This window comes from Halomonas sp. HG01 (assembly GCF_000968715.2).
GTDB classification, from domain to species: Bacteria; Pseudomonadota; Gammaproteobacteria; order Pseudomonadales; family Halomonadaceae; genus Halomonas; species Halomonas halophila.
The window spans coordinates 691,633-709,162 of record NZ_CP022134.1 but is presented as its reverse complement, the minus strand read 5'-3'; the positions used below and the strand labels follow the sequence as shown (position 1 = coordinate 709,162).

Genomic DNA, 17,530 nt, shown 5'->3' with positions numbered 1-17,530 from the left:
CGGAATGCTCTCCTCGTGACCCCAGCCAAGCTGTTCGCCCTGATCCAGTATCCCCTGCCCCACCACCTGCTCTCGCGGCTGATCGGCCGGCTCGCCGACTGCCGGGTGTCCTGGGTCAAGGACCTCGCCATTCGCGCCTTTATCCGCCAGTTCAAGGTGGACATGGGCGAGGCCCACCAGCCGGACCCGAGCGCCTATCCGAGCTTCAACGCGTTCTTCACCCGGCCGCTGAAGGACGGCGCCCGCCCCATCGGCGAGGGGCTGGTCTCGCCGGCCGACGGCACCCTCTCGCAGTTCGGGCGCCTCGAGCACGGCCGGCTGATCCAGGCCAAGGGCCACGACTTCACCGCCGCCGACCTGCTGGGCGGCGACCTGGAAGCCGCCGGGCGCTATCGCGACGGCAGCTTCGCCACCGTCTATCTCTCGCCCAGCGACTACCACCGCGTGCACATGCCGGTGGCCGGCACGCTCAAGGAGATGGTCTACGTGCCGGGCCGGCTGTTCTCGGTCAACGCCGCTACCACCCACCACGTGCCCAACCTCTTCGCCCGCAACGAGCGCCTGGTGTGCCACTTCGACACCGAGCACGGCCCCATGGCGCTGGTGCTGGTCGGCGCCATGATCGTCGCCGCCATCGAGACCGTGTGGGCCGGGCAGATCACGCCCCTGCCCCGCGGCGGCGTGCAGCGCATCCGCTTCGACTCCCCGGTGCATCTCGAGCAGGGTGAGGAGATGGGCCGCTTCAAGCTCGGCTCCACCGTGGTGATGACCTTCGCCGAGCCGGTCGATTTCAACGGCCTGGACGCGGAACAGACGGTCAGGATGGGCCAGCGGCTCGGCGAGTTCGGCTGACACCAACCGTCCGGCTCCCTGCGTCACCCTCGAGCCGCCAACGAACAGGGCCCACTCGGATGAGTGGGCCCTGTCGTTTCCGGCCGATCATGTCACGTCACGATCGCCAGAGGCTCAGCTCGAGCGCTCCAGTTCGATCTCGACCGGCAAGCGCACGGCCCTCTTCGGCTTGCCCAGGATTTGAACGCCCATGGCGACGATGAAGATCCCCGCAAAGACCGGCGTCGGGATCTTGCCGAAGAAATGCACCGCCAGGGTGGCCAGGATGATCGGCACCGTCACCAGCACTACGCGAGAATACTTCTTCGCCGCCTCTTCCATCTGGCGAAGATGGCTGGACAGCGTCTCGCGCGACGCCCCTGCCACGAGGTCGTCGGCCCCGCACTTGGGGCACTCGGCCGTCTCGTTGCGCAGCAGGCGCAGCGCATGGCGATGCCGCAGGCCGACCCGTTCCTGGCATGCCGGGCAGACATAGGTGGCGACCTTGATACCCGAATCTTTCATGATGCGCTTTCCAGACGATGAATGATGGCCCTATTGTAACGGCCTTGCGGCGTGAATCGGTCAAAACTCAGTGCCTCGCTGGAGTCGATCACCAGCGAGGCTCGGGAGGTTCAGCGCTGTGAATCGTGCTGATCGGAAACGTCATCCGACGAGGCCGCCGCGGGGCGCTCCACGAAACGCACGTTTTTGGTCGGCGCATGGGCGTAGGCATTCACGTCCTCGGGCTCGGCGGTGTAGCTATCTTCATAGCCCGGCACCGACTGGGCCATCAGATCGGGGCGGCTGCCCCAGGGGGCGGCGTTCACCTTCTGGTGATGCTCGTCGCGAAGGCGGTTCAGCTCCTTTTCGTCCACCTTGGCGTAGAGATCGCGCCAGTAGGTGGCCGGGCGGCCGCGCTTGCCGGCGTCGTCGAAGGCTCGGGTGGTCGGGTCGAGATGGCGGAACGGCTCCAGCCGGGGAATGTCCGGCAGCGGCTGGCTGACGTCCATGAAGCGGCTCAGCATATCCCACATGGCATAGCGCTCGGCGATGCTGCCGGTATCGGTGGAAAAGGTGAACTCCAACGGTCCTTTGACCGACTTGTTGGGATGCGGGCTGTGATACGGATAGCGATGGCGTACCTTGAGGGTATGGCGCTGGTTGCCCTTCATGTCCGCCGCCATCTCGATGAAGGCATCGAACTCGTAGAAGGGAAAGTTTCCACGGAAGGTCTTGACCAGGCCGGAGCGACGGCAGAAGGCGATATCGTTCGACCAGTTCTTGTTGCTCTTGTAGAAACGAATGCTCTGAGTCTCATATAGCCTTCTCAGAACAGTACATATCCCACAAACCGCCACGACAATCGCTAGCGGTGTTAGTGCAGCCAGGATGGTATCTGCGGCAAAAAGGAACAAGATGGTACAAACAGCCACGATACCACTTATAAACCATCCCCCCCCCTTTTTTTTTCCAGGACCAATAAAACTAAGAAGGTGAGTCCAAAAAACAAACCAGAATCGAAAGAAGCGATACATCAGACCGACATTTTCATCGACGAACTTCGACCAGCGAACCTCATTGATCATACTGTAGTCATGATAATCATCCTCCCCCATGTAATTATATTCACGATACCAAGAACCTAAATACTCATACTCAAACTCCGAGGGGTTGACGCCCACATAGTTCCCCCAAGGCAAACGCGCCATATCGAAGGCGTCACCTAGCATGCCGAGGGTTCCCTTGGGTGGTGGTGGTGCCTGGCGGGGGATGCGCTCGGCCGTGAAGGCCGTCTCCTCGTACCCTTGCTGTTCTCCCGACTGCGCGGCATCTGTCATGTCCTGCCTCCTTGCTTGTTCCAGCGCCAGGTCAGAGTCGCCGGCTGCGCCAGCAGACTGACCTGATCCTCCAATTGGTGATGTTCTCGCTCAATGGGATCCCAGTACTCGATGGTGCCATCACCCTCGAGATCTTCCAGGCTCAGCTGTACCAGCGACTCCCCTCGGTGGTAGGCATTCTGAAACTCCGGCTCGTGGCGAAAGCTTGCCTGATTGGCCACGAGCCAGTCGGCGGGCAAATCGCCAAACCCCGGCACCGTGGGCACCCCCATACGGTGCCACTTATCGGGTAACCGCAGGCCAAGGTATCGCACCTTGTCATCTTTGGGATCTCGCCGATCGACTTCCACCAGGAGCCGACGCCGATCCATGGGCGCATACTGATAGGTAAACCGCCTGTCAGCTACCGGGGCCGAATAGTCGGCCATCAGGTGGGGGATGGGCAAGGAGAACTCCCCAAACTCCAAGGCGGGACAGGTCAATCGCAGGGCGATATCGCAGTCGCGGAAACCGGAATCGAGCTCGATCAGTCCTCGTGGCGTCACCAGCTCGAAGTGCGCCTGAAAGAGCCCCTGCAATAGCTGAAAATACGCCTCTTCAGGTGAGGACGATTGCAGCGGCTCAAGATAATCATGCTTGCCCTGTTCACCGTCCTCGGCCAGTGCCTCCAGCCGCCCTTCCACCTCATCCCTTTCATCTCCGAAGGGACCATAACGTACCCAGAGAGAGAGGCGGTCATCACGGGAGTTAATCGCCATATATTGGCAGACCAGTGCCACGCCGAGGCTGACTACCATCACCGGCACTGGCCGCGGGGTACCTATCAGGCCCAGCAGACCGTTGAGGAAGCGATTACGCGCCAGGTTAGCTGCAGCGATATTGGCCGCCGCCTGGCCATAGCCGGAGCCTACATAGCTACCCACGGCGATCGCACCACTGGCGCCCGCCGTCCACCAGGCCGAGTCTTTCATCCCTTGCTGATAGAGCTGATAGGCATCAATAGCTACCAGGGTCGCGGTCAAGAGCCCGGCACCGAATGCAAATGCGCCTCGCCACTGACCGGCTTCACCCATGGCCTCTCGCCAAATCACATCTTCGATAAAGCTTCCATGTAGGAACTGATTGGCCTTCACCGCCCATCCCCAGCGCACATTGGCCAGCTTAAGGCCCTGAAATGTCAGCATGGAGGCATCGAGAGCGGCACTGATAACCCCAGCCCCAGTCCGTGCGTTAAAGTCTTTGTAAGCTTTATATCCCGATGACACCAAATTATAGGCTTCCAGCACCGCCAGCCCAGACCAGAGCCCGATATAGCCACTTTGGGTCCAGCGGTAGGCCTGCTCGCTGGTCACCTGACCCGACACCCGATGCGCCTGAGCGGTGGCGGAGGAGCTGGCCACCGCTTCGCCCCCCAAGGCATTTTTTGCCGACGCGGCCTGGAGGGCGACGCCCCCGGCGGCCATCTCCTCTGTCACCGGGCGAACCTCATCGGGCAATATCATCAGGATAAGCCCATTCTTTTCGGTCACCCGAACGGGCAGCCCCCCCATCATTGTCCCGTTAAGGTCGGCGAGATCCGAGGCCAGGATCAGGGAGATACGACGCTCGCCCAGCTTGAGGCGCGACCAGGCAGTGAGAAAATGTGGTGCGACTTTGGACGACACGGATTCCATGCCATTCAGCGCCATGCGGAACTCCCCCATCCCGGGGGCGAGATCGCCTGCCTCCTCGTCGAGACGTTGCTGGTGGGCTATCAACATATCGCCGGTATGGGTGGCCACCTTGCTCGCCTGATCGGCCACCCGGGTACCGCCCTGAGTGATCCTCGCCAGGTTGCGGGCATGGCTCTCGCCCCAGCCATCATCTTCTCGATGCTCGGGCGCGTACAGCAGATAAGCCAAGGGATGAGAAGCCTCGATAAACAAGTCATCCAGGGTCTGGCGACATCTGGCCGGCGCCTGGAGCTGCTGGGCTTCTTCGGGCGTGGCCTTGGGGTCGAGGCAGTCCATGCCTGCCATCAGCGGCTCGAGGCACTGCGACAGCAGGGCATAGGGCTCAATGTGGTTGAGGTCATCGAATGGCATGGCATCGCGCAGTGCCGAACCGAAAGCAGCGGGCGAGGTGTCCTCGAGCATCTCGACAAGCGACGTTAATCGTTCGTCCAGCCGCAGGCGTGATAGTCGACGCTCCTCTTCCTTGGTCAAGCGGGCGAACAGGCTTTCCCGGGAACGGTCGAGGCGCTGATCGAACCACTCATCGAGGTAGACCGGATTCTCTTGCCCATCGGGACCGGTTGGCATGAAGCAGTTGGCCAGCACCAACTCCGCCGACTTCCCGTGGGGATGGTATTTCATGCCCTCGGAGAGCACCCAGAGCAGTTCCTGGTTCGTCTGGATATCGCCGATCAGTTGTTCGACCGCCAGCTTGGGATCACGCAGGAAGATCGCGCACAGCTGCTGATCCTTGAGCGAAGCGAGGACATCCTCGCCGGCGGTCGGTGACGGAATCAGCTCCAGCAGCGCATCGTCAGCACGATCCTCGTCGCTGCGGCGAACGTTGTTCCACTGCTGCACCAGGGTCGTCCGCAGGGCCGGAGCGAAGTCCCGCTGGCGGCGGCGCATATCGAGTTCGGGCAACGACGCTTCTTGATCGTCGGACTCGAAGAAGGCCCGTTCATCCTGCAGTTGCTGGACCAGCCCGGCCCACTGCTCACCCGAAATATCTTCCAGATAGTCGCGGGCGCTGCCGCGGGCCTGCTCGTAGAGCGGATCACGATCGCGCATGGGCGGAAGCCACTCCAGAGTCGCCTTGCCCTGTGTCTCATCACGGCCCATCTCCAGGCCATACGCGTACTGGTTGCGCAGATGGCCGTCGAGCATGGCCGTCACGGCCGGGATATTCAGTGGCAGCGGCTGGGCACGCTGCTGGATGCGCATCGGCTCGGCCTCGAGCTCGACAACGTGCGACCAGGGCCAGGGGTGGTCCGAATAGGCCAGGCGCACGTCGGCCGATTCGCCGTCCAGTCGCAGCGGCAGGTGCAGGCTAGCCAGTTCCGGCCCGGTGTACTCGCGCACCACCGGCACCTCACCCTGCTGGCGATAGCCCGCCACGTCGCTGTCGATGAAGACCGGCGCCTTGCCCGGCGCGACGCGAATGGCCAGCTCGCGGATCAGCCGCCCGTTGAGGAACACGTACAGGAAGCCACCACGGCAGGGGCCGGCGGCGATTTCTTCATGATCCAGGTACTGCATCGGCACGCAGGAAACCATCAGGTGATGTTGAAAGTCCCGCTGCTTGGGAACGAGCCCGGTCTGGGTGACTTCCCCCCTGGGCAACAGCTCGATCTCGATCTCGCCGACGTTCTGAACCAGGCGGACATCGGCCAGCTCGTCTTCCAGATACTCGGCGGCGGTCTCGACGATGGGCCCGTAGCGTCCCTCGGAGGCGCTGTCCTCGGCCAGCGCTTCGACTTGCTGATCGTCGCGATAGAGCGCATACGAGTTCTGCTCGTTATCCGCGTGGCGACCGGTGATCTCGAGATAGAGCTTGCGGGGCCGGCAGGCGTGATTCGATGACATTCCCTGTTTCCTCATTCCCTGATGGCCTGGCTATTCCGTAAATGCCAGCCGTTGCATGCAATCGCGAAATTCGTCCAGCGAGCCGGCGTCTCGCTCGGCCTCGGACAGCAACTGAGCCGCCTTGCGCGCCGGAATGCGTTTTGCACTCACGTCGTGCCAATAGCTTTCCAGCTCCCGCCACAGCGCGGAGATGCTGTCGTCATCCCCGTGAAGTGCATGGCGATCCAGCGCCTCGGCCAGCACCGGCATGAGGCGTGTCAGCTGCTGAAGGCCGGACAGTCGCCTTACCGTTGCTGCCTCGAGCGTCAGCGGCAAGGGCACGCTGGCCGACTCGGACCGATCCGATGTGACAGTCTCGAAGAGCCAGCCGCCTTGGCAGCGGCAGATCGGCCAATGCCAGCGCGCCTCGCGGCCCAACATGGCGGTGCGAGAGTCCTGGCCCAGCAGCCCTTCTCCCAGCAGCAGATGCAGCGCCATCGGCTCATGAAAGCGCCATAGTCCCTCGCCCTCCGGCTCGAGTCGTGCCGTGACGAAACCGGCCAGATGGGCCTGAACCTCATCGATCGACAGCGGCGTATCGATGACGACCATCGCTAGATCCCCCCAGGCATCCAGACGCTCGGCCAGGAACGCTGCTGCCTCGGTCACGTCCAGTAGCACCGGGCCGACGTCCTTCAGGGCATCGTGCGCCGTTGCCTCATAGAGCCATCGAAACTCGGGGGCCTCGAGCGCCTCATAACATCGCCGCAGCACCTCGTGCTGCGGCAGGCTGGCGGTCTCCACCAGCCAGTAACGCCGTCCTGCCGCCTCCGGCAGCCCCAGCGAATAGCGCATCACCCCGCCCTGTTACGACAGGGGCAGTCCGACAAGGGGCAACTGCCGTCGGTCTGCTTCTGGCAAAGCTGCACGACGCTAGCCTCCTCGGCCGATGCCGACAGCAGCGCCTCGTGAGTGATGGGCTCGATCGCCTCATGCGTCTCCTCCGTCGCCTCCCCCGGCAAGATCGGCGCCTGGGCGCTCTGCCCGGTGCCGCTGCCGGGGCTGCCGCCGGAGTTGATCTTCACGCTCGGGCCGACGATGGTCACCCCTGAGGGATCGAGCTTCACGAAGCTGCCGCCGGCCTTCAAGGTGATCTCGGCGCCGGCCTCGACCACTACCTTCATGCCGGCCTTGTGGTGCACTTCGCTGCCGGCCTCGACGAGCTGGGAACGGCCGATCTTCTCGTGGCGGGTCTGGCCCACGGTGAGATGGTCGTCGCCGTCGACCCGGGTGCGCCGCTCGCCGTGCACGGTGTGGTTATCGTCGCGGTCGATCTCGGTGACGCGGTCGCGTTTGACGGCCAGGTGGCTGTCGCGACGGATCTCCTCGGTGCGGTCGTTCTCGGTCAGCAGTTCCAGGTCCTTCTGGGCGTGCAGCCAGATCTGTTCCTGGTCGTGCTGATCCTCGAAGCGCAGCTCGTTGAAGCCCTCGCCCTGGTGGGTCTGGGTACGCAGCACGGTGCGCGTCTTGTGCTCCGGCAGCGAATACGGCGGCGTGTTGACCGCGTGGTAGGTGCGCCCGGTGATCAGCGGCTGGTCCGGGTCGCCCTCCAGGAAGGAGACGATCACCTCGTGCCCGATGCGCGGAATCGCCATCATGCCGTAGCCGCCGCCGGCCCAGCCCTGGCTGACGCGCAGCCAGGCGCTGGCGGTCTCGTTGGGCTCGGCGTAACGGTCCCAGGGGAACTGGCAACGCACCCGGCCGTGCTCGTCGCAGTGGATCTCCTCGCCCTCGGGGCCGACCACGAAGGCCACCTGGGGGCCGTCGACCCGCGGCTTGGGCCGGGGTTCGGGGCGCCAGGCGGTGTCGTCCGGGGTCAGGCTCAGGGTGTTGTAGTAGCGGGTCATGGCCGATTGATCACTGGCCGTGATACCGACGGCGTCCTCTTCCACGGCCTGAGGCTGATCGCCCTGGTGGACCACCTTGACAACCTGCCAGCCGCGATTGAACTCGCCGACGTCATGATCGGCCAGGGTGAAGCGCGCGCCCGGGGCAAGCTCCGGCAGGTCGCTCTCGCCATCGAGGGTCAGGGCGTCATGGCGCAGGTGCTCGAGGCGATGGCGGGTGAAGGCCTGGCCGGAGGCATCGGCCTTGTAGCGGCCCGGGTAGTCGTAGTGCTCGTAGTCCTCACGCTGGCTGTGCTGCTCTAACCCTTTGCCCTGCTGGTCATGAAGCTGGGCGTATGCCGGCTGCTTGAACGAATAGTCCTTGAGCTGGGCGCGGGCCGGACGCACCCGGGCGGTATGGGTCAGCCGCCGCAGGTGGCGCTGGGGCGGGGTGCCGCCGGCGCGATGATGATAGCGGCGCTCGCCGAGCCCGGTGAGCACCTGCGGATCGTCGGCGAACACCAGCCGGTGGGCGCCGAGGTCGGCGTCCTCGAATTCATGGAAATAGAACAGCCCTTCCTCGGCGGCCAGGCGCTCGAGGAATTCGAGGTCGGTCTCGCGATACTGCACGCAGTATTCGCGCTCGGCGGGCTCGCGGGTCACCGCGAAGGCCACGTCGGTCAGGCCGCGTTCCTCGCACAGGGTGTTGATAATCGTCAGCGGCGAGACGCGCTGGAAGATGCGCGAGTTCTGGCACAGCGAGAGCCGCCACAGCGAGGGGCGGATCACCACCTCGTAGAAGCTGCGGCGATGGCCGCGGTCGCCGCGGCCGAACTCGGCCACGATGCCGTGGACCCGGCGCTGGGCCACGCCGTCCTGCCACACGGTCAGGCTCGCCGGGCGGTCGAGCAGCGCCTCCGGCGAGAGGTCGGCGGCCCGACTGGCGAAGCTCACCCGCAGGTGAAAGGGCGCCGAGAGCGCCTCTTCATGGGTGAAGTCGACGACGGCCAGATCGGCGTCCTCGGACCCCGTGAGGCTCAGGGTGAACTGCAGTCCGCTACGGTCGGCCATGTCAGCTGCCCTCCCCGCTGGCGGTGCCGATCACCACGCCGCCGCAGTCCACGGCGTGATCGGTGAGCGCCACCGGCTTGCCGTCGACCAGGATGCTGCCCGAGCCGGCGGCGATGGCGCGCGGGTGGGGGCCGTGGTTGGGCTTGTCGTGGGGCTCCAGCGGATCGCCCAGGCGTGCCACCGGCTTGCCGTCGATCATCGTCGTCGGGCTGCCGGCGATCACCGGCGTGGGCGGAAAGCCCTCGTGGTCGGTGCCGAGATCCCCCAGCAATACGAACTTGCGTCCCATGCGTCCTCCTTGCGAGGCGCGCCGCCGCTCAGGCGCCGCGCGTGCGTTCGCGTTGATCGTTCCACTCTACCGGGGCCTCGAAGCTGGCCACGCCGCCGGCGTCCACGTGCATGCGCCGGAATCCCGCCGCCACCAGGCTGACCGGGGCGGCGCCCTGCAACGGCAGCCGGGTCTGCAGCGGCGTGCCCTGCAGTTCGCGGCGGGCGGCAAGCAGCAGCCGGGCGCCGTGGCCGCGGCCCTGCCACTCCGGAGCGATGAAGAAGAAGCGCAGCTGCCAGGCCGACTCCTCGTCGCGCCGACACACCAGCAGCATGCCGAGCACCGGGCCGTCGCCGTGGCGAAGCGCCAGCAGCCGGCCCTGCCAGTGCGCGACCCGGTCGCCCTCGCGCTGCAGCCAGAGGCCGCGATGGACCACGAACTCCAGCGAGCGGCGCAGGGTCTCGAGGCGGCTCTCGTCGCGCAGCACCCAGGGGGACAGCCCCTCCTCCTCGGCGCGCCGCGCGGCCTCGAGCAGCAGCGGGATGTCTTCCGCGGCGGCCTCCGCCAGCCCCGGCGCCGCCTCAGGCGGCGCGGAGTCGACGGCGGGCGCCGCGGCGGGCCGGCTCGGCGACGCGCCCAGCCAGCGCTTAAGCGTCGTCAGCATCGTCCTGCCCTCCGTCGGCGTAGAGCGCCCTGGGCAGGCGGAAGCCCGCCACCAGCGACCGGGTGAAGGGATTGCGCGGCCCGTCGGCGACCAGGCGATAGCGCATGCTGCCGCCGTCGACCTGGAAGCTCAGCTCCAGCTGGCGCTCGCCGGCGCCGGTCAGCTGGGCCTCGTCGAGCAGGCGGAACCAGGCCCAGGGGCCGTCGCGGCGCAGCGTGCGCGGCGAGCGATTGACCTGGCTCGGCACCAGGGTGACGCGGCTCTCGTTGCTGTCGCGCAGGCCGTTGGGCCAGATCATCGGCACCCGGCGGCTGGCGCCGTGGGCGTAGTCGATCAGCTGGCCGTCGACGCTGATCACGCCGCGGCGCTTGTCGGCGCTGAGGCTCAGCGGCTCCAGGCTGAAGGGCACGTCGAGCACGCCGTCGCGGTTGAGGTAGGCCTCGCGGATGCGCTCGGCCTGCTGCACGGCGTCGAGCACGCCCTGGCGCAGCAGCGAGTCGCCCTCGGCGTTGCGCAGGGCCTCCGGCGCGCCCTCGATGAACGGCTTGAGGTTCTGCTGGTAGAAGGCGTCCAGGGTGCCGTCCGGGGCGAAGAACTCCTCGAAGTCGGCCAGCGACACCTCGCGGGCGGCCTGGGGCGCCAGCGGATAGCGGCCGGCCAGGCGCTGCTGGAAGGGCACCACGACCTCGTCCATCCACTGGCTTTCCAGGTGGCGGATCGCGCTTTCCATCAGCAGCTGCCAGCTCTGGTCGGCCAGGCTCTCGAGCATGCCGCCCACCGGCGCCGGGGTGTCCTCGGCGATGCGCTGCAGCGCCGCGATCGGATCGCCGCCCTGCAGGGACAGGCGATCACGAGCCAGCAGGAAGGCCTGCTGGCCGCGGTCGCCGGCCTCGTCGACCTGGCGCAGATAGTCGCGCAGGTCGCCGACGGCGTCCTTGATCTCGTCGAGGTTGGAGGGGTTGTCGCCGCGCGACTCGGTGAGCGCGTTGAGTTCGGCGAAGTGGCGCGCGATCTCGCTGGCCAGACGATAGCGCGGCGACTGCTGCAGAGCCTGGCGCGCGGCCTCGTCGTCCGCCGGCAGCTCGGGATAGAGGCGGGTCTGCTGCGATACCTCGCCCAGCAGGCGATCCAGCGGACGGCTGGCGCCGAGCAGGCCATCGGCCACCACCACCGCCTGATGGAGATCGGGCAGCGGCACCAGGCGAATATCGGCCAGGGCCTCGCGCCAGGTGACGTGATAGTCGCTGGCGTAGCGCTCGCGCAGCGCCTCCTGCAGGCGCCGGCGGTCGGCCTCGCTGAAGTCGATGTCGTCGCGCTGGCCGAGCACCCAGGTATCGATCAGCGCCAGCTCGGTGGCCTGATCCAGCCGCTCGAGGAAGTAGCCCTCGAAGCCGTTGCGGGTCAGCAGGCCGGGAATGCGCATCCGCTCGGCCTCGTCGTTGCGGGCCATGAACACCAGGCTGAAGGCCGAACCGACGCTCGAGCGCAGGTCCAGCGGCGCGGCGCTGCCCTGGGAGATGCCGGCCTTGAGCGAGGCGTACACACGCTCGGCCATGGGCTGGCGGGCGAGCTCCTGCTGGGCCGCCTCGATGCTGCCCTCGAGCGGCGCCATGGCATCCCGGGCGCCGGGCGTGCCGGCCTCGGCGTGGCCCGCCAGGTCGGTGTAGGCCAGGGCGTAATCGAGGTGTGCCAGCAGGCGGCGCTGGACGTCGCCCTGCCCGGGGAAGGCCGCCTGCCAGCGGTCGGCCATGAAGTCGTGCACGCGCTGGGGCTGGCGGCCGCTGGCGTCGGACATCATGCGCAGGATGCGCAGCAGCGCCAGCTTGTCGTTGCTGCCGTCCGGCGCGCGGTTCATGTCGTCCATGATGCCGATCATCAGTGCCGGTAGGAACTGCTGCTCGAGCAGGCGCAGGTAGGCGTTGTCGACCTCCACGCCCAGCTCATGCCCCTGGTAGAGGCCCATGTCGGCCAGCAGCCAGGGCCGCGAGCGGTAGTCGCCGAACTCCTGGGTGGCACCGAGCAGGCGATCCAGCGGCTCGAGCAGCGCCCGGCCGGTGGGGTCGTCGCTCTGCCAGTGGCTGGGGCGCACGGCGAGGAAGGCCTCGGCCTTGTCCTCCACCGCGGCCAGCGCCTGGGCGTTCTTGTCGTAGAAGTGGTACCAGCCGCCGACCAGGGCCGCCCCGCCGAACAGGCAGGCCAGCGCGCTGGCGCGGCGGAGGCGGTGGCGGCGGCGCGCCGCCCGGGCGTTGTCGCCGGCGAGCCCCGACTCCGGATAGATGATGCGGTCGAACAGCTCCTCGGTGAAGAACAGCGCCGAGCTGGTCGCGCGGTGGGCCGGCTGCACGCCGTCGCTCATGCCGTAGCGCCGCGCGGCGGCGTCGACGAAGGGGTCCTCCGGCACGCCCTGCTGGTAGACCGAGGTGAAGTAGGCGCCGCGCACCATGGCCGCGGTGGAGAAGCGGTCGCTGGACAGCGCCTCGCCGATGAAGCCGAGCAGCACGTCGCGCAGGCCGGCCAGCTGGCGCACGAAGCGGAACACCGCCTCGCGCTCGTCGCGATCGCGGCATTCGGCCAGCAGGGTCGGCAGCGTCTGGTTCAGCCGCTCGAGCATGCCGTCATAGGCCTCGGCGAACTCTTCTTCCCAACGGCCCGGCTTGTCGAGGGACGCGGCGGAGAAGGTGAAGCCGAGCGGGGCGCGACGGGCGGCCCGGGAGTAGTGACGGAAGAAGTCGTCGAAGCCGTGCAGCAGGTCCATCTTGCTGAAGGTGACGTAGACCGGCAGGCGGCTGCCGTGGCGCTCCATCAGCTCGCGCAACCGGGCACGCAGCAGCGAGGCGTAGGCCTTGCGCACCGCCACCTCGGCGTCGCTGAGCCGCGCCAGGTCGAGCACCAGCACCACGCCGTCCAGCGGCCGACGAGAGCGATGACGCTCCAGCCAGTCGACGAAGTGATCCCACAGCCGGCTCTCGAGCTCGGCCGGCTCGCCGCCCTGCAGCGCGCCCTGGGTCAGCAGTTCGCCGTCCGGGTCGATCAGCACCGCCTTGTCGCCGATCCACCAGTCGAAGCCCAGCCGGCCGCGCTTGCCCTGGCCGGACGCCTTCATCACGTGGGTCAGGGCGAAGTTCTGCCCCGAGCGGTTGATCAGGCTGGTCTTGCCGGCGTTCTCGACGCCCATCACCAGGTACCAGGGCAGCTTGTAGCGGGCGTTGGCGCCGCCGCCGAGGCTGTCGGTGAGCTCATGCAGGGTAGCGTCCAGGCTCTCCTCCTGACGCTCGACCTGGCCGAGCACCGGGTCCTGCTGACGCTGCGACTCGTGGCGGCGCTCCTCGTCGAGGGCGCGCAGGCGCCGCGCCAGACGGATGCCCCACACCACCGCCACCACGCCCAGCAGCGCCAGGCTGGCCAGCAGGCGATTGAGCCAGGGGCCCAGCGGGCGACTGTCGAATACCTCCCACTGCGGCCCCAGCCACCAGATCGCCACCAGCAGCGCGACCACCAGCAGCGCCCACAGCCAGGCACCGAGCCGCTTCAGGCCCTTGGCCTTGTTGGCGTGTCCTTGCGCCTGGTTGAGCTGGCTGTCGGCCCGGGACATGCCCGGCATCCAGCGGCTCAGCCCGGCCTTCAGTTGTTTCCACATGAGCCTTGCTCCCTCGTCCCTGTCGATTCCGTCGGATCGCCGTGTGTCATGCCTCGAGTGCCGCCGCCAGGCGGGCCGGCAGCGCCGGCTCCCAGCCTTCCAGCGCGAGGTTCGCCACGGCGTCCTGCAATGCCTGATAGTGCTGCCGGGCCAGCGCGGCGAGGCCGGCCTCCCTCAGCAGGTCGGCGCTGGCCAGGCGCCAGTAGACGCCCTCGCGGGGCGACGCCGCCGCCGCGAGGCCCTCGTCTAGCACCGCGAGCGCCGGCGCCAGCCCCTCCTCGGCGAGCCGCTCGCGGGCCGTCTCGAGGCCGGCCTGCCAGGGATCGCCCCCGCCCATGGCCGCCGGCGCCCCGGGGCCGGCCACGTCCGTCAGCCAGGTCTGCGTCTCGCCGTCGAGGAAGGCGGAGCCGTCGCTGAAGGTCAGCGCCTCGATGCCTGGCAGGCGGTCGACGAAGCGCGCCGTCTCGTCGCGGATCGCCTCGGCGCAGCGCGGCTGCTCGAGCCGCCGCGCCACCTCCGCGCTCAGACGATGTCCCTCGAGCCAGTAGGGGCTGAGCGCCAGGCTGTTCTCGATGCGCCGCCAGTCCTCCGGCGTCGGCCGGCCCGCGGCGGCCTCGCGGTACTCGGCAACCCGGTCGGCGGAGACCGGCGCCAGCTCGGTGCGCTGGCCGTCGCGGGTCATCGGCAGGCCCTGGATGGCGTGCCACACCGCGTGGCGGCGCAGCCGATAGCCGAGCGCCTCGCCCGGCGACTGCTCGTTGAGGAAGTCGGCCATCTTGAGCAGCGCCTGGCGGTTGCCGCGATCGTTGCCGGATTCGAGCCGCGCCTCCGGGGCCTTCGGCGCGGCGGGCTCGGCCTCGGTGGCCGGCGCCGCCGCGCGGCTCGGTTCGCCACCGCCCGCGGGCGCCGCCGAGGCGCCGGACGCCGACGGCGCCTCGGCGCTGGGCGTGGCCTGATCGAGCAGCCGCGAGAGATCCGCCAGCGCCTCGTCCGGCAGCTCATGGCCGGCGGCCCGCTCGCGCAGCCGGTCCAGCGCCGCACGGCAGGCGGCGTGATCCTCGGCGGCGCCGAGAAACTCCAGGCCGCCGGCCAGCGACAGCGCGCGCTGGGTGAACTGCTGGAACAGCTTGGGCCGGGCCCGCTTGCCGCGCGGGCCGGCGAAGGGATAGGCGGCCTCCCACCAGGCGTCCAGCGCACCGGCCAGCAGCTCCAGCGACAGCGCGAAGCGCGCCGGATCGCCATCGTGCTGCAGGCAGTGCAGCAGGTGTCCGAGCACCTTGAGGTCCTTGCCGGTCTCGGACAGCAGCCGCGCGGCGCGGGTCTCGGCGCCGCTCCAGTCGACCTCGCCGTGCTGCAGCGAACCGACCTTCATCATCTGCTCGTCGAGCCAGTCGAAGTCCTCGTGGTCGGCCACCGGTTCGCCGACGCCCTCGGCGAGGGGCGCGAGCAGCGGTTCGAGCTGATGGGGCTGGGTAATGCGCATGTCGTTTCCCCCTTACCAGCGGCACATGGCGCGCAGCGGCGCGATCGCCGTGCGCCAGCCATCGAGATCGAAGCGCAGCCCGTCGATGACCGCCGTGTCGCTCGACAGCCGCAGGTCTTCGCCGCCCAGCAGGCGCTTCAGAGTGCCGATGGCCGGCAGCCCGCGCCCGCCACTGATCACGTGGCCGCCGTCGAGCACCCGCCAGGTCTGGTCGAGGGCGACGCCCTCGCCTTCCAGCCTGAGCGACGCCCGCGAGCCCTCGAGCGGCTCGTGGAGGTGCAGCTGGAAGCGGGTGATGGCGTCGTCGCAGCTGATCACCAGCAGCGGGCGCGGCGGCACCGTGCCCAGCGCCGGGGCGCTCATCAGCACGGTGTCGGCGGTCTCACGGGTCATCACGCCGACGTCATCGGCGTCGCGCTCCGCCTCCTGGGCGGCCACGGCGCGCCACAGCGGCGAGCGCGAGGCGTCCGCCACCGCCGCGGGGCGGTCGCGGAACAGGTCGTCGTAGCACTCGAGCCGGCCCAGCCGCGAGGGCCGTTCGGCGCAGGCCTCGGCGGCCTGCAGGCGCGACGCCGGAGCGCTGTCCTCGACATCGCTCCGGGCCTGGCCCGCGGCAGGCGCCAGTCCGGCGGCCAGCAGCAGGGCCAGACCGGCCAGCCGGTGCCACCAAGCGGGCCGAGCGGGAAATCGATCGTTCACGTTCATGGGCTATCCAGTTGCAGCTGTCGGCACTTATGCGCCAGGGTCCGCTTGGGCAGGCCCAGGCTCTCGGCGGCCAGGGTGCGGTTGCCGTCGAAGCGCGCCAGGCGCTGGCGGATCAGCGTCGCCTCGTAGTCGCGCAGCGCCCGGCGCAGGTCGAAGACGTCGTCCTGCTCGGCTGCCGGCGCCGGGGTGGCGTCGGTGGCCGCGTCGTCGACCGGCGCCGAAGGCGCCTCGTCGGGCAACGCCTCGGGGGCGATGTCCTCGCCGTCGCGGGTCATGGCGCAGGCGTAGTCGATCAGGTTCCTGAGCTCGCGCACGTTGCCGGGGAAGTCGCGCGCCTCGAGGGCACGCAGCACCGCGCGCCCCAGGCCGATGTCCTCGCGGCCCTCGCGCCGGCAGAAGTCGTCGACGAAGGCCCGGGCCAGGGCCGGAATGTCCTCGCGGCGCTCGCGCAGCGCCGGCAGCGTGAGCGGGAACTGGCCGAGGCGGTAGTAGAGGTCGGCGCGGAAGGCACCCTCGCGGATGCGCCGATGCAGCGGCTGGTGCGTCGCCGCTACCAGGCGCAGATCGACCTTCCGCTCGTCGTCGCCACCGAGCGGGCGATAGCGCCCCGATTCGAGCACGCGCAGCAGCTTGGCCTGCAGCGCCAGCGGCATGTCGCCGATCTCGTCGAGGAACAGGGTGCCGCCGTCGGCCTGGCCGAACAGCCCTTCGCGGCTGCGCTCGGCGCCCGAGAAAGCGCCCTTCACGTGGCCGAACAGCTCGGCCTCGAGCAGGCTCTCGGGGATCGCCGCGCAGTTGATCGCCATGAAGGGCCCGTCGCTGCGCGCCGAGACCTCGTGCACGCCGCGCGCCACCAGCTCCTTGCCGGTGCCGGTCTCGCCCTGCAGCAGCACCGCCAGATGGGTCTCGGCGGCACGCACCAGCTGGTCGCGCAGCGCGCCGATGGCCGGCGAGTCGCCGAGAATCCGCTGGGCCAGGCGCTCGCTGAGGGTGCGGCGCCGGGCGCCGTCGTTGGCCTCGGCCAGCGAGTCGCGCAGGCGCGCCTGGTGGCGGCGCTCGTCGCGCTGGCGAGCCAGCCAGGCCCACAGGCGACACAGCAGCGCCTCGAAGGCCAGGAAGTCGTCGCACTCGGCCAGCGGCGAGAGGCGCTCGGCGGGGCCCGCCAGGGCCAGCACCCCGAGCCACTCGCGCTTGCCGTCCCGCGCGCGAAGCGGGCGCACCGACAGCCGCCAGGCCGCCGGCAGCCCCTCGGTGGCCGCCTGGAAGGCGGGATGATCGAGCCGCAGCCGCGCCTCGCCGAGCCCCAGGTCCATCGCCTCGCCGCGGCGGATGGCATGGGCATAGGGATGGCGAAAGTCGTCGCAGGCCAGCCAGGCGTCGTCGCCGTCCTCGCCCAGCCATCGACCGCTGGCGTCGAGGAACAGGCAGCGTGCCCAGGCCAGCCCCAGCCGCTCGCGCAGCAGCGAGAGCCCGCGCCGGCGCAGCTCGTCGGGCGAGTGGCCCTCGACCAGCCGCAGCGCCTCGGCCATGCCGGCCAGCGCCGGGGCCTCGCCGTGGGCCGCATCGAGCACGCCGTGATCGCTCACC

12 protein-coding genes are annotated in these 17,530 nt (G+C 68.6%); 1 reads left to right on the top strand and 11 read right to left on the bottom strand.

Going from position 1 to position 17,530, the window contains the following annotated elements; translation table 11 throughout:
• Positions 1 to 15 precede the first annotated feature (15 nt).
• Positions 16 to 852: an archaetidylserine decarboxylase gene (gene asd / locus UN84_RS03180; RefSeq protein WP_046079155.1), complete on the top strand. Its 837-nt coding sequence runs from the start codon at positions 16 to 18 to the stop codon at positions 850 to 852.
• 114 nt (positions 853 to 966) lie between these two features.
• On the opposite strand, the gene UN84_RS03175 is transcribed toward asd, so the two are convergent.
• The 11 genes from UN84_RS03175 to UN84_RS03125 form a co-directional block, all read right to left on the bottom strand.
• Positions 967 to 1,356 (bottom strand): hypothetical protein, encoded by a 390-nt coding sequence (locus UN84_RS03175; RefSeq protein ID WP_046079156.1) that lies wholly within the window; start codon positions 1,354 to 1,356, stop codon positions 967 to 969.
• Positions 1,357 to 1,466: 110 nt separating this feature from the next.
• Positions 1,467 to 2,672, bottom strand: a complete 1,206-nt coding sequence (locus UN84_RS03170; RefSeq protein ID WP_152662858.1) for a hypothetical protein — start codon at positions 2,670 to 2,672, stop codon at positions 1,467 to 1,469.
• Positions 2,669 to 6,250 (bottom strand): hypothetical protein, encoded by a 3,582-nt coding sequence (locus UN84_RS03165; protein WP_046079157.1) that lies wholly within the window; start codon positions 6,248 to 6,250, stop codon positions 2,669 to 2,671. The genes UN84_RS03170 and UN84_RS03165 overlap by 4 nt, the downstream gene beginning before the upstream one ends.
• Before the next feature lie 30 nt (positions 6,251 to 6,280).
• Entirely contained in the window at positions 6,281 to 7,084 is an 804-nt protein-coding gene (locus UN84_RS03160; RefSeq protein ID WP_046079158.1) for a DUF4123 domain-containing protein, read from the bottom strand.
• Entirely contained in the window at positions 7,084 to 9,186 is a 2,103-nt protein-coding gene (locus UN84_RS03155) for a type VI secretion system Vgr family protein (RefSeq protein WP_046079159.1), read from the bottom strand. The genes UN84_RS03160 and UN84_RS03155 overlap by 1 nt, the downstream gene beginning before the upstream one ends.
• A gap of 1 nt (position 9,187) precedes the next feature.
• Positions 9,188 to 9,475, bottom strand: coding sequence for a type VI secretion system PAAR protein (locus UN84_RS03150; protein ID WP_046079160.1), 288 nt, complete (start codon positions 9,473 to 9,475; stop codon positions 9,188 to 9,190).
• A 28-nt stretch (positions 9,476 to 9,503) separates the two neighbouring features.
• Positions 9,504 to 10,118 (bottom strand): GNAT family N-acetyltransferase, encoded by a 615-nt coding sequence (locus UN84_RS03145; protein ID WP_046079161.1) that lies wholly within the window; start codon positions 10,116 to 10,118, stop codon positions 9,504 to 9,506.
• Complete coding sequence (tssM, locus tag UN84_RS03140; protein WP_046079162.1) at positions 10,102 to 13,755, bottom strand: type VI secretion system membrane subunit TssM; 3,654 nt, start codon at positions 13,753 to 13,755, stop codon at positions 10,102 to 10,104. The genes UN84_RS03145 and tssM overlap by 17 nt, the downstream gene beginning before the upstream one ends.
• Before the next feature lie 46 nt (positions 13,756 to 13,801).
• Entirely contained in the window at positions 13,802 to 15,238 is a 1,437-nt protein-coding gene (gene tssA / locus UN84_RS03135) for a type VI secretion system protein TssA (protein WP_173834950.1), read from the bottom strand.
• A gap of 12 nt (positions 15,239 to 15,250) precedes the next feature.
• Positions 15,251 to 15,943, bottom strand: a complete 693-nt coding sequence (vasI, locus tag UN84_RS03130; RefSeq protein ID WP_082090890.1) for a type VI secretion system-associated protein VasI — start codon at positions 15,941 to 15,943, stop codon at positions 15,251 to 15,253.
• Positions 15,940 to 17,529 (bottom strand): sigma-54 interaction domain-containing protein, encoded by a 1,590-nt coding sequence (locus tag UN84_RS03125; RefSeq protein ID WP_237022354.1) that lies wholly within the window; start codon positions 17,527 to 17,529, stop codon positions 15,940 to 15,942. The genes vasI and UN84_RS03125 overlap by 4 nt, the downstream gene beginning before the upstream one ends.
• Position 17,530 lies beyond the last annotated feature (1 nt).